Origin of the sequence: Brevibacillus sp. IT-7CA2, assembly GCF_949767855.1 — a bacterium.
Lineage (GTDB): Bacteria > Bacillota > Bacilli > Brevibacillales > Brevibacillaceae > Brevibacillus.
The window spans coordinates 126,738-140,299 of the sequence record NZ_CATKQT010000011.1 but is presented as its reverse complement, the minus strand read 5'-3'; the positions used below and the strand labels follow the sequence as shown (position 1 = coordinate 140,299).

At 48.9% G+C, this 13,562-nt stretch carries 11 protein-coding genes; 10 read left to right on the top strand and 1 reads right to left on the bottom strand.

Annotated elements, in window-relative coordinates:
• Positions 1-14 precede the first annotated feature (14 nt).
• From preA to ACM6JA_RS07095, 5 genes are all read left to right on the top strand, one after another.
• Positions 15-1,292 (top strand): NAD-dependent dihydropyrimidine dehydrogenase subunit PreA, encoded by a 1,278-nt coding sequence (gene preA, locus ACM6JA_RS07115; RefSeq protein ID WP_414851756.1) that lies wholly within the window; start codon positions 15-17, stop codon positions 1,290-1,292.
• An 89-nt stretch (positions 1,293-1,381) separates the two neighbouring features.
• Positions 1,382-2,767 (top strand): dihydropyrimidinase, encoded by a 1,386-nt coding sequence (gene hydA / locus ACM6JA_RS07110; protein WP_414851755.1) that lies wholly within the window; start codon positions 1,382-1,384, stop codon positions 2,765-2,767.
• Positions 2,768-2,801: 34 nt separating this feature from the next.
• Positions 2,802-3,692 (top strand): nitrilase-related carbon-nitrogen hydrolase, encoded by an 891-nt coding sequence (locus tag ACM6JA_RS07105; RefSeq protein ID WP_414851754.1) that lies wholly within the window; start codon positions 2,802-2,804, stop codon positions 3,690-3,692.
• An 89-nt stretch (positions 3,693-3,781) separates the two neighbouring features.
• Positions 3,782-4,294 carry a hypothetical protein gene (locus ACM6JA_RS07100; RefSeq protein WP_414851753.1) on the top strand — a complete coding sequence of 171 codons (513 nt, stop codon included), beginning with the start codon at positions 3,782-3,784 and terminating at the stop codon, positions 4,292-4,294.
• Between the two features lie 106 nt (positions 4,295-4,400).
• The gene (locus tag ACM6JA_RS07095) at positions 4,401-6,113 is read left to right on the top strand and encodes a methyl-accepting chemotaxis protein (protein WP_414851752.1); all 1,713 of its coding nucleotides are present in this window, start codon (positions 4,401-4,403) and stop codon (positions 6,111-6,113) included.
• A 66-nt stretch (positions 6,114-6,179) separates the two neighbouring features.
• On the opposite strand, the gene ACM6JA_RS07090 is transcribed toward ACM6JA_RS07095, so the two are convergent.
• Complete coding sequence (locus tag ACM6JA_RS07090; protein ID WP_414851751.1) at positions 6,180-7,670, bottom strand: NCS1 family nucleobase:cation symporter-1; 1,491 nt, start codon at positions 7,668-7,670, stop codon at positions 6,180-6,182.
• A 223-nt stretch (positions 7,671-7,893) separates the two neighbouring features.
• Here ACM6JA_RS07090 and ACM6JA_RS07085 point away from each other — a divergent pair, with 223 nt between their 5' ends.
• The 5 genes from ACM6JA_RS07085 to ACM6JA_RS07065 all read left to right on the top strand — a co-directional run bounded on the left by ACM6JA_RS07085 (position 7,894) and on the right by ACM6JA_RS07065 (position 13,455).
• Positions 7,894-9,504 (top strand): ATP-binding protein, encoded by a 1,611-nt coding sequence (locus ACM6JA_RS07085; protein WP_414851750.1) that lies wholly within the window; start codon positions 7,894-7,896, stop codon positions 9,502-9,504.
• A gap of 32 nt (positions 9,505-9,536) precedes the next feature.
• Positions 9,537-10,190: a response regulator gene (locus tag ACM6JA_RS07080; RefSeq protein ID WP_414852227.1), complete on the top strand. Its 654-nt coding sequence runs from the start codon at positions 9,537-9,539 to the stop codon at positions 10,188-10,190.
• Between the two features lie 147 nt (positions 10,191-10,337).
• A complete protein-coding gene (locus ACM6JA_RS07075) occupies positions 10,338-11,396 on the top strand; it encodes a tripartite tricarboxylate transporter substrate binding protein (protein WP_414851748.1) in 1,059 nt (352 codons plus the stop codon).
• Positions 11,397-11,443: 47 nt separating this feature from the next.
• On the top strand, positions 11,444-11,911 hold the full coding sequence (locus ACM6JA_RS07070; RefSeq protein WP_414851747.1) for a tripartite tricarboxylate transporter TctB family protein: 468 nt from the start codon (positions 11,444-11,446) through the stop codon (positions 11,909-11,911).
• Between the two features lie 17 nt (positions 11,912-11,928).
• Positions 11,929-13,455: a tripartite tricarboxylate transporter permease gene (locus ACM6JA_RS07065; RefSeq protein ID WP_414851746.1), complete on the top strand. Its 1,527-nt coding sequence runs from the start codon at positions 11,929-11,931 to the stop codon at positions 13,453-13,455.
• Positions 13,456-13,562: the final 107 nt, after the last annotated feature.

Here is a 13,562-nt window from a genome sequence, read left to right as displayed (position 1 = left end):
GGAGGAGACCTTTCATGGCAGATCTCAGCATTAATCTGGCGGGAATCCAATCCCCGAATCCATTCTGGTTGGCCTCTGCGCCGCCGACCAATTCAGGCTACCAAGTACAGCGTGCCTTTGAAGCGGGCTGGGGTGGTGCAGTCTGGAAGACACTCGGAGAGCCGATCATCAACGTCACCTCGCGCTTTGCCAGTCTGAATTTCGGGGGACAGCGCGTCTTTGGTTTCAACAACATTGAATTGATTACGGACAAACCGCTTGAGGTCAATTTGAAGGAAATGGATGAAACGAAGCGCCGTTTTCCGAAGCACACATTGATTGCGTCGTTAATGGTTGAACATAAACAGGAAGCATGGCATGAGATTGTCAAAAAGGTGGAGGCAATCGGTGTAGACGGTCTGGAACTGAATTTTGGCTGTCCGCACGGTATGGCAGAACGCGGGATGGGTTCTGCGGTCGGTCAGCATCCAGATTTAATCCGGCAACAGGTCGAATGGGTAAAAGAAGTCGCCCAAACCCCTGTCATCGTCAAGCTCACCCCAAACATTACGGACATTCGCTTTACTGCACGGGCCGCGAGCCAGGGTGGAGCCGATGCCATCAGCATGATCAACACCATTAATAGCTTGATGGGGGTTGATCTCGAGAAATGGCTGCCGATCCCACATGTAGATGGAAAAGGGGCGCACGGCGGCTATTGTGGACCAGCTGTCAAACCAATCGCCCTGAACATGGTCGCAGAATGTGCACGCGATCCCAAGGTTGGTATCCCGATCTCTGGCATTGGGGGAATCTCTGATTGGCGCGATACCGTTGAATTTTTACTGATGGGAGCAACCGGTGTTCAAGTATGTACAGCCGCCATGCACCATGGATTCCGAATCGTGGAAGACATGATTGATGGACTTAACAATTACCTGGATCAGCGTGGTATTGCGTCCGTAATGGATATTGTCGGAAAAGCCGTGCATACGTACTCAGATTGGGGCCATCTAAATCTGAATTACAAGGTCGTGGCGCGCATCCATGAAGAGACCTGTATTAACTGCAACAAGTGTCATATCGCTTGTGAGGACACCTCGCATCAATGCATTGACATTGTTCCTGATGCAGCGACAGGCAAAGAGCGCTTGGTTGTACGAGAAGAAGATTGTGTAGGCTGTAATTTGTGCTCCATCGTTTGTCCAGTGGAAGGAACGATTGAGATGGTCGAGATCCCGAGCGACAAAGCCCCTCTCAGCTGGAATCAGCGGCAGGCTGCCTTGGCTACGGGTGGCACCTGCGAGCTGTAAAGCAGTCATGTTTTCGGCGTGGGGTGCATAGCGTGTACAAGGGAAGGCATGTCTACTCAGTGACGGGTTGAAGGGGAGATGATCATCGGATGAAAAAATGGATTCGAAGTGGCACAATCGTGACAGCTTCAGACACGTATCAAGCGGACATCTTGATCGAAGGGGATAAGGTAGTCGCAATCGGCTCTAATCTGGATGGGAAAGATGCCGAAGTCATCGATGCTACCGGATACTATGTTTTCCCAGGTGGGATTGACCCACATACTCATCTCGATATGCCTTTTGGCGGAACGGTTACTTCCGATAACTTTTATACAGGCACGAAGGCAGCAGCATTTGGCGGGACAACGAGCATCATTGATTTTTGCCTGACGAATAAAGGGGAGCCATTGCATTCAGCCATTTCGACCTGGCACGAAAAAGCAAGGGGCAAAGCGGTCATCGACTACGGCTTCCACCTGATGGTTTCAGATGCGAACGATCAAGTGCTCGAGGAATTAGGAGCAGTCGTACGAAATGAAGGGATTACTTCGCTCAAAGTATTCATGGCCTACAAAAATGTGCTGATGGCCGATGATGAGACGCTATTTAAAACGTTAGTTCGGGCGAAGGAACTAGGTGCCCTTGTACAGGTCCATGCAGAGAATGGAGACGTTCTGGATTATTTGATCAAGCAGGCGATTGCAAAAGGGCAGACAGACCCCGTGTACCATGCATACACCCGCCCACCTGAAGCAGAAGGGGAAGCGACGGGACGCGCAATCGCATTGACTGCACTGGCAGATGCCCAGCTGTATGTCGTGCATGTATCGTGTGCAGAGGCAGTGCGCCGGATCGCAGAGGCTCGCGAAAAAGGATGGAATGTGTACGGGGAGACATGCCCGCAATATTTGGTGCTCGATATTACGGATCTACAGAAGCCGGGCTTTGAAGGAGCGAAGTATGTCTGGTCGCCTCCACTTCGGGAAAAGTGGAATCAGGACGTCCTGTGGAGCGCATTGAAAAATGGCATTTTGCAAACGGTTGGCTCCGATCACTGTTCCTTTAATTTTTCCGGTCAAAAAGAGCTGGGGCTAGGGGATTTCACGAAAATCCCGAATGGTGGGCCAATCATTGAGGACCGGATGCGCCTCCTCTTCTCGGAAGGGGTAGCAAAGGACAAGATCAGCCTCAATCAGTTCGTTGATATGACCTCTACAAAAGTAGCCAAACTGTTCGGGATGTTCCCGCAAAAAGGAACGATTGCGGTAGGCTCGGACGCGGATATCGTATTGTTTGATCCAACGGTGAAGCGCACGATCTCCGTTGAAACTCACCATATGAATGTCGACTACAATCCGTTTGAAGGAATGGTGGTGAACGGCGATATCATCTCGGTGCTTTCGCGCGGCTCATTTGTCATTCGCGATCAGCAATTCGTCGGTCAAGCCGGGGCTGGACGCTTTGTAAAACGATCAACCTTTGCAAGACCGTAATAAGGGACAGCGTAAAAAGGCGAGGAGGGCGATTATGGCAGATATCATTCGCATCGGCTTGATTCAGGCGAAAAACGATGTCCATGGAGACGAACCGGTTCATTTGCACAAAGAAAAAGCCATTGAGAAGCATGAGAGGATGGTGCGGGAGGCGGCAGCCAAGGGGGCACAAATCATCTGTCTGCAAGAAATCTTCTATGGCCCGTATTTTTGTGCCGAGCAGCAACCAAAATGGTATGAATCAGCGGAAGAAGTCCCAAACGGACCAACCGTGCAGCTTTTCTCTTCCCTGGCCCGCGAATTAGGAACCGTACTCATTTTACCTGTGTACGAGCGCGTAGGGATCGGTACGTATTACAATACGGCCGCTGTGATTGATGCGGATGGCACGTATTTGGGCAAATATCGCAAGCAGCATATTCCGCATGTCGGAGTGGGCAGTAGCGGGTGCGGATTCTGGGAGAAATATTACTTTAAGCCCGGCAATCTTGGGTATCCCGTTTTTGAAACCGCTTTTGCCAAGGTCGGGGTCTATATATGCTATGACCGTCATTTTCCAGAAGGCGCACGACTGCTGGGCTTGAATGGGGCGGAGATCGTATTCAATCCGTCTGCGACGGTCGCCGGCTTATCTGAATATTTGTGGAAGCTCGAGCAGCCTGCTCATGCCGTAGCCAACGGTTATTATGTGGCAGCGATCAATCGTGTAGGGACAGAAGCACCGTGGAACATGGGAGAGTTTTACGGACAATCGTACTTGGTCGATCCGCGTGGACAAATTGTCGCCATTGGGAGTCGGGATCAGGACGAGGTCATTCTCGCTGAAATGGACCGTAACAAAATTCATGAGGTGCGGGATACGTGGCAATTTTACCGGGATCGCAGACCGGAGACCTACGAAGATATGGTAAAGCTATTACCTTAATACAAGAGTGAGGGAGGTGCCGGATACGCGCCTTCCTCCTTTTCACATCATTGGAAGGATTCCATCAGAGTCAAAAGGAGCGTTCAGGGATGAGGCAGATTGTATATCGAGGGGTCGAATACGGTGAGGGACTTCGCGTCGTGAAAACGCAAAAGTATGAGAGGGCAGAACGACGTCATTTTACAAACGGTGCTAGTGCAAAGGCAGTGTTTGGCGCCGGTGTTTACTTGGTGAGCAATCCGGAAATCGCCGCACAGTATGCGATTTGTCATGCGGAGACCAATGGGGAGAAGGCAGTTGTGTTGAGCCAGCAGCTACATTTGCAGGGTCTCGTTTGTTTGGACGAGCGCTATGGGGAAAATGAACTGCGCATCGATGCATTGCGTGCTGCGTATTCAGAAGAGGAACTCGAACAGAGACAGAACGGAATGGGCTATGAAGAGTGGCTGGAATGGACAGGGGATAAGGTGCGTGCGTATTTGATTGCCTGTGGATACCGGGGGATTCGATATCGGATCAGCCCAGAGCTAACGTATTATATCTGCTATGAGCCTGACGTTCAAATTGAAGAGATTGCGATTCTATCTGTGCTCGATGTGTGAGTAAGCGACTACGACTATCGACTTATTCGACAAACTTTGGTAAGATTAGACAATATTCGCGCTTTTTCTAGCTTACCTATTTGATACAGGAAGGATTGCCGCAACGATGAGTCTATTACGTAACCTCAGCACCCGAGCCAAACTGTTTAGCTTGATTGTGATGATGGCCGTCTTTTTATGTGCTGTCGGATTCACCGGATATTTTCATGTGCAAGTCCAAGGTGAACGCATTCAGGCCATGTACGAAGAGCAGCTTCTTCCCGTTAAGTGGATTAACGACTGGAGACAAGAAATCCGCGCGATTGACGGATTGGTCTATAAAATGATTCTCGATCCATCTCCTGCAGTCTTTGCCGAATACAAGACTGAATTGGATTTACGAATGGAAACAGCAAATCAAACGTTCCAATACCTTCAGAACTCTAAGCTGGATGCGCAAGAACAAGAAAGAGTGACAATGCTAAAGGAGCTCATCGAGCAGTATCGCAAAGACCAGGGCGAGGTCATGAAAATGATCCAAGAGGGGAAAGCGGATCAAGCCTATTCGTTTTATCGTGCAACGGATAAGACGCTGAATTGGATTAATCAGGAACAACTTGAATGGGCGAATTACAAGTCAGAGCAGGCAGTCGCCATGCAGAAGGAAAACCAAGCCGAAACACAGGAAGCAATTACATTCCTGATTGTGGTTGGCATACTGTCGATCGTACTAGGCAGTGTACTTGGGTTCATTATCTCTCGGATGATCGCGGACCCACTGCGTATCGTTTCGAGCCGTATGCAGCAATTAGCGAACGGAAACATGGCAGTTGCCCCTGTTACCTATGTGACTCGAGACGAGGTAGGTACACTTGGAACTGCGTTCAATGAATTGGTAACGAATTTCCGTTCATTGATTGAACAAGTAAAAGTAGCGGGTGAGCAAGTCGCTGCTTCCTCTGAGGAATTGTCAGCGAGTGCGGAACAGTCTGCCTATGCAACAGAACAATCGATCAGCAGTGTGCAGCAAATTGCCTCTGCCTCTGAAGTACAGACGCAACGCACGCAAGAAAGTGTTCGTGTCATGGAAGAAATGTCGATTGCCATCCAGCGGATTGCCGATACGTCTGGAGCCGTTTCTGAATCATCGGCACAGGCAGCAGAGGATGCGGAGCAAGGAAGCATTCATATTCAGCAAGCCGTTGATCAGATGAATACGATCTCCAACTCGGTGATTCACGCAGCGGATCTCGTGCAATTGCTCGGGGAGCGGTCAGAAGCTATTGGCCAAATAGTTGATGTGATTACTGGGATTGCTTCTCAAACGAATCTGCTGGCGCTCAACGCGGCGATTGAGGCGGCCCGTGCAGGAGAACACGGCAGGGGATTTGCTGTCGTAGCCGATGAGGTTCGAAAACTCGCAGAACAGTCAGAGGAATCTGCGCGCGAGATTGCGAGACTGATTGGGGAAATCCAGCAAGAAACCACGCAGGTCGTGCATGTCATGATGGATGGAACCCAAGAGGCTAAAAAGGGTGCAGAAGTCGTTCAAGAAGCGGGTGTCACCTTCCAGCGTATCGTAGCGTCTTCTCAGGAGGTTGCGGGTCAAATTCAGGACGTATCCGCAGCTACACAGCAAATGTCTGCAAGCATACAGCAGGTCGCATCTGCTCTGGATGAAATGAATCGTCTCGCACAGGAAGCAGCCGTACATACCCAAGGTGTATCGGCGGGGGCAGGAGAACAGCTTGCCAGCATGCAAGAAATCGCCCGTTCCAGCGCGAATCTGAATGAGCTCTCTCAAGAGCTGCAAGAGTCCATCAGTCAATTCAAATGGTAGAGTAAGTGAGCATACGAAAGACTGGCAAACCCATTGGGGCAGCCAGTCTTTTTTGGTTACTTGCTATTAGGAAGCAATCGTTTGTTTGTTGTTTGCTGTGATTTTTTCGTAATCGCTGGCACTCAAGATCGAAGCATCATTTTTCATCATCCACGTGTAAATCACGAGTGAAATAAGGAGTCCGATAGTCCACGCATTGTCCCAAATAATGGTTAGGGCTGGAATGTATTTACTTATAAAAGGAATCGCAATCCCGATGAGCATCGCCCAGATGGCTCTACTATTAAAGCCCGTTTTGTAGTTGTAGATCCCGTTTGTTTTGTACAACTCTGTTACATGAATGCGCCGCTTGCGCACGAGCCAATAGTCGGCAATGGCTATACCGTCGATCGGGCCTAACAAGGCTCCGTACGTTCCGAGCCATAAAAAGATATAGTTGCCGAAGTTCTCCAAAATGTACCAAGGCTGCATCAAGAGCGACACGACCCCGGCGATGATGGCGCCGGCTTCATACGAGAGACGGCGAGGCGCCAGATTCTCCACTGCCCGGGCGGGAGCAACGATATTGGCCGCTACGTTGGTCGTTAAAGTGGCAAGAATAATTCCAATCGTTCCGAGGAAAATGGCGAAAGGCGAGAATTTAGCCAACACGGCAGCAGGGTCCCACAACGCTTCTCCGTATATAACGACGGTAGCAGAAGCGACAGCAACTCCGATGAACGAGAAGAAACCCATCGTGGTCGGTAACGAAGAGGATTGTCCGATGATTTGTGCTTTTTGACTTTTGGCATACCGACAGAAATCCGGAATGTTAAGGGCCATCGTTGCCCAAAAAGCAATCGCTCCCGTCAATGCTGGGAAGAACACCTTCAAGAATTCTGCATTGGTAGTGAATTTCGAAGGTGCCGAGAGCATCGGTCCCCATCCGCCTGCTTTCGTAAGCGCCCAGACGAGGAGAGCCAAACTCATGATGATCAGAATGGGAGCAGCCCAAGCCTCCATTTTTTTGATCGCTTCGGGACCGCGATAAGCGACCCATACGTTTAACAGCCAAAAACCAAAGAAGGATATCCAGAGATGTCCGGGAACATTTGCCCAGCCTGTCATCGACATGAGGAGTGTATCGATGGCAGCACCTCCGAACCAACAGTTGATGCCAAACCAACCAGCACCAATCAAACCGCGTGCGACAGCGGGAATGTGCGCTCCTTTGGAGCCGAACCAGAGGCGCGCAAAAACTGGATACGGAATGCCAAATTTCGTCCCGGCATGAGAGTTGAGAAGAATGGGAATAAGGACAATACAGTTACCGAGAATGATCGTCAAAATGGCCTGCCACCAGTTCATACCCAAGGAAATTAACCCTGCCGCCATTGCATATGTCGGCAAACAGATCGACATACCGATCCACAAGCTGGCGAAGTTGTAGGATGTCCAGCTGTGCTCCGCTGTCCTCGTTGGCCGAAGACCTTCATTATAAAGCGGACTGTTCTTGATTGCCTCTTCGCCTTCTTTTGTCAGGGTAACAATTCCATCTGATACCGTTTGCGTCTTCATTTCTTTCCCTCCTTTGCTTTTCAAGATGTCTCGTATTCGGACAAGCGCCCTAGTTTGTCTTGAATACAAGTTGTAACATTATATTGGGGGAAAGAAGGCCTAATACCTGATTTTTCGTCGTAAAAAGACAGCCTGCAACGACCAGCTTCGCCATTGACAATGGGAATGATTCTACCTTTTTTCCTAATTGGGATGGTAAGATGAAGCAAGGGGGGAGCGAGCTGTGACGACAAGAAGAATCCAGATGTCTTTGCAAACCAGAATGATCTTATTGATTACTATTGTCATTATTCTGATTGTTTCGTCAGTTGGGGCGGTGTTTTCTTCCATTGTTGCGTCTTCGATTGAAGAGCAGGTTGGCAAAAAAGCATTGAGTGTGGCGAAAATTGTTGCCAGCGATCCTGAGCTGCGTAGTGCTTTTTCAAGCGATTACCCTCCAGCGCTCATTCAACCCATCGCTGAAAACGTCCGGATTCAAACTGGAGCAGAGTTTGTGGTCGTGGGAAACCACGAGGGAATTCGGTATGCGCATCCGATTCAGGATCGGATTGGAAAGGAAATGGTGGGAGGAGATAACGAGCCGGGACTCTCGCATGGTCAATCTTACATATCGAAGGCGGTCGGCAGCATGGGACCATCATTGCGAGGAAAGGTGCCGATCAAAAATGATAAAGGGGACATCATCGGAATCGTTTCCGTTGGGTTCTTGCTGGAAGATATTGAGGAGGCCATTGACCTCTACCAAGACCGCATATTGATTCTGACTCTTCTCGCCTTGTTGTGTGGTGTTGCTGGTGCCATTGCACTCAGTCGCTATTTAAAGCGCTTAATTTTGGGATTGGAGCCGGAAGAGATCGCATCCTTGTACGTAGAGAGAAATGCTGTACTTGAGTCCGTCCGCGAAGGAATCGTGGCGATTGACCGCAATAATCGAATCACGATGATGAACAAGGCTGCTATTCGTATTTTGAACTTACCGGAAGAAGAGTTTCATCGCAAAGAAATAGTTGAAGTACTACCAGACAGTCGTATGCCAGAAGTTCTGGAATCAGGCGAGCATCAATTAGATCGTGAGTCCATCATGAGCGGAAAAGAAATTATTGTAAATCGACTTCCGATCAAGTTCGGAGGGAAGGTCGTAGGAGTAGTTAGCAGCTTTCGTCCCAAATCGGAAATTGATCAGCTAGCTTCTGAGTTGTCCCAAGCGAGGCGTTATGCAGATGTACTTCGTGCCCAAACACATGAATTTCACAATTTGTTGTATACCATTTCTGGTTTGTTGCAGCTTGGCTCGATTCAGGAAGCAGTTGAGCTGATTACGAGTGAAACGTCCGCACAGCAAGAGATGATATTGTTTTTAGCGAAGCAAATTCCAGATCCGTTAATTGGGGCTTTGCTGTTAGGCATGCACAATCGAGCCAAGGAGCTGAAAATTCAATTCGTCATCCATCACGACAGTCACTTGAAGGAGCTCCCACTGACGATCAACCGACAGCAGATCGTGATTTTATTGGGGACACTGATCCAAAATGCGATGGAAGCTGTCAATGAGCCAAACGTCGAGCACAAACGAGTGGAGTGTTATTTGTCTGACACGGGCGATGAAATCATGTTCGAAATCGAGGACTCGGGTCCGGGAGTTGTGGAAGAGTTGCGAGAAAAAATATTCGAGCACGGCTTCTCAACGAAAAAAGGCGAAGATCGTGGTATTGGTCTGGCCAAGGCCCATGGAATCATTAACGAATTAGACGGCTATATTCTCGTTGGCAAAAGCGAGCTGGGAGGTGCACTTTTCACAGTATCCCTACGCAAAAGAATGGAGGTGGCGTCTTGAGAAAGCTGGAGGTTCTCATCGTAGAGGATGACATGCGGATTATCGATATAAACAAGCGATTTGTCAGCAAAATTGAAGGTTTTGAAGTAATTGCTACAGCAACGAATGGGGCGGATGCAAAAGAATTGCTGTCTTATATGCGCCCACAGCTCGTTTTGTTGGACGTATACCTGCCTGACATGCTGGGAACGGAGCTGGTCTGGTTTATTCGGCAGCATTACCGCGAAGTAGACGTGATCATGATCACCGCAGCCAAGGAAATGGAAATGGTACAGGAAGCGCTACGCGGGGGAGTATTCGATTACATCGTCAAGCCGCTGGTTTTTGAGCGATTTCGTGAACGGTTGGAAAGCTATCGGGAGCATGTTATTCGGACGAGAGAAGCTGTCGAGGTGGACCAGGAAGTCATTGACCAAATGCTGACCAGAAGACTGGTCGCCCCGAAAAATCGAGATGTGCTCGTACCAAAAGGAATTGACCACTTAACTTTGGAAAAAGTGATCGAAGCGATCAGACAGACGGGAGATAAGGGGGTCTCGGCGGAGGAAATTGGCCGCGAGATTGGAACCAGTCGAACAACGGCACGACGGTATTTAGAATACTTGGTCCTGGAAAAAAAGGCGCGTGCTGACTTGATTTATGGCACAGTGGGCAGACCAGAAAGAAAATATCGCTATCTTCCATAATGTTCCATGAACAATATGAACAAAAAGTGATTAATTTTCAAAATAGACCTTATGCACGAAAACTATTCCCCTAGCTTCCGCGGTGGTACATTATGTTCAAGCGTGACAGCGCTTACAAAAAAGCGAGTTAAGGGGGATATTTGCTTGATGAAAAGAAAAAAAGTGCTAATCACAGTGTCCACTTTTCTTACACTAGCATTGGCTGCTTGTGGTGGAGGTACTGGAAATACGGGAACAGCAAGTCCAGGAACGCAACCAGCGCAAGCGCCGCAGCCTGCCGCAGAGGCATCCAAATACCCAGAAAAGCCGATCGTGTATGTAGCTCCATCCGGTGCAGGTGGGGGCTGGGATAAGACAGCTCGCTCGGTAGCAAAGGTGTTGGCAGAAAGCAAGCTGGTGACAGAAACCATCACGGTAGAAAACAAGCCGGGTGGTGGGGGAACCGTGTTCTTGGCTGAGTATGTAAGCAAAGACAAAGGCAATCCTTATAAATTATTCGTGAGCTCTCCTCCTATCTTGATTAACAATAACAAAAAAGAGGGGAACAGCCCATTTGGTTACAAAGATGTCACACCATTGGCGCAAATGACGAAAGATTTCGGTACCCTCGTTGTGAAAGCGGATTCACCGCACAAGGACATCAAGAGCGTGCTGGACGCGATCAAGGCAGATCCAAGCAAAATTACACTGGCAGGGGGCTCTGCTCCCGGATCGATGGATCATCTGATCGGTGTAATGCCAGCAGCCAAATATGGAATTGATCCGAAAAGCGTAAAATACGTCTCTTATGATGGCGGCGGAGAAGCAATGGCTGCTTTGTTGGGAGGCAATGCGGATATTATTGCAACGGATGCTTCCAGCGTGGGTGAATATCTGAAAGCAGGTAAAATCCGCGTACTGGGCGTTACTTCTGATGAACGTCTCGGCGGTGCCTTGAAAGATATCCCAACGTTAAAAGAGCAAGGCATTGATGCGACATTCACGATTTGGCGCGGTGTCTTCGGTCCGGCTGATATGCCAGCAGACGCAAAAGCTTACTGGGATGCAAAGCTGAAAGAACTTTCCACGCATGAGACATGGACAAAAGAATTGGCTGCAAACGGTTGGGAAAGCGAGTACAAGGACGCTGCTGCTTTCTCTGCATTCCTGGACGAACAAGATAAGCAGGTCAAAGAACTGTTGACATCACTTGGTATGTCGAAGTAGGGAGAGGAGGGGCATCCCCTCCTTTTTCCACACCTGAGGAGGTATACATGAACCTGATGTTTGATCGTATCGGCAGCCTGTTTTTTGCGCTAGTTGGTGCACTCTTTATTGCTGAAAGTCAAAATATTTCGTCTAGTGCTTACGGAAGTCAAGTCGGGCCGAATATGTTTCCATTTGGGCTTGGCGTCATCCTGATCTTATTGAGCTTGCGACTGTTGTGGGAGACCTACAAGAAAGGCGTGGCAGTTACCTCATCCGAGTCACAGAGTCCACTGCGATACAAACGATTTTTATTCATTTTGGCAGCGACAGTCTTGTATGTTTTTTTGTTAGAGAATCTCGGTTATGTTATCTCGAGCTTCGCTTTCCTTATGTACGCCTTCACCATGATGGGAAGTAAAAGCGTTCTTAAATCGGGAATCGTTTCCTTACTGTTTTCAGTAGGCGTGTATGTCATCTATGTGCATTTGCTAAAAGGTACGCTTCCAGGACTACCTGCCTGGCTAGGCGTCTAGGGAGGGGATAGATTAGCATGAGTGCATTGCAATTTTTGGCGGATGGTTTTCTCGTTGCCTTACAGTGGCATAATCTTGTCTTTGCCTTTATTGGCGTCCTGATCGGTACTGCGGTAGGGGTCCTTCCCGGCATTGGTCCAATGAGCGGAGTCGCGTTATTGATGCCCGTTACGGCTTCCTTGACCTCTGGGTTACCTCCTGAAAGTGCGGCGGCTAGCGCACTGATTTTGTTGGCAGGCGTTTACTATGGCGCGATGTACGGTGGTTCCACAACATCCATTTTGTTAAATACGCCGGGTGAATCCTCCTCTGTCGTTACGACACTGGATGGCTATCAGATGGCTAAACAGGGACGTGCTGGCGCAGCGTTGTCGATTGCAGCGATTGGTTCTTTTGTCGCAGGGCTCGTGGCGTTGATTGCTCTTGTGTTTTTGGCTGAGCCATTATCCGATCTCGCTTTGAAATTTGGCCCTGCTGAATATTTCTCCCTCATGCTTCTCGGCTTATGTGCGGTTAGCGGACTAGGGGGGAAGTCGATGACCAAAGCCCTTATTATGACAGTCATGGGACTCTTGCTTGCGACCATTGGGATGGATACCGTTTCGGGTGTGGCGCGGTTTACCTACGATATTCCCGATTTGTACCAAGGCTTGGAGTTCCTCACGATAGCAGTTGGTTTGTTTGCCCTTGGAGAAGTGTTCAAGACGATCATCGAGGACGATGAATCCACAAAGGAAATTATTAAAGTGGGGCGGGTACTTCCTTCCAAGCAAGACCTAAAAGAAAGTGCCGGTCCAATTACACGCGGCTCGTTGCTCGGTTTTTTCATTGGTGTTTTGCCAGGCGCTGGTGCGACTCTCGCATCCTTCTTCTCGTATATTTTTGAGAAAAAGCTGAGCAAAGATCCTAGCCGCTTTGGAAAAGGAGCGATCGCAGGTGTAGCAGCACCAGAGTCTGCAAACAATGCTGCTTCTGGCGGTGCGATGATTCCACTATTAACGTTGGGGATTCCAGGGTCCGGTACTACTGCGATTTTGATGGGTGCATTATTGATGTATAACGTACAACCGGGACCTCTATTGTTCACTGATCACCCGCAGATTGCCTGGGGCTTGATTGCGAGTATGTTTATCGGAAATGTCATGTTGTTGATTTTGAACATGCCATTGGTGAAAGTGTTTGCCAAAATTATTGAAACACCGTCTCATTTCCTGATTCCGCTCATTATCGCCATTTCCGTTTTTGGAGTGTACGCTGTGCAAATCAGTACGTTTGACTTGATCTTGCTCGTGATTTGTGGGGTAGCTGGCTATTACCTGACGAAAAACGACTTTCCGCTGGCACCGCTCGTCCTCGGCCTTGTGTTGGGACCGATGATTGAAAATAACATGAGAAGAGCATTGACCACCTCGAATGGCGACTTCTCGATCTTCTTCACGAAGCCGCTTTCCGCTGCTTTTCTGGTTTGTGCGCTTCTGTGGTTGCTGATCCCTATCTTCTTAAAGCGCAGAGGGAAGCAAGTCGTTATCAGTGAAGAAGCGTAACACCCCATTATTTGTCTTGACAGTGTCCTCGCGAGCCCGTATCATTGGAAAAATTTCGGGAAACTGTTCTGCTTGATGGATGAAGCAGAACAGTAGAGGAGAGACAG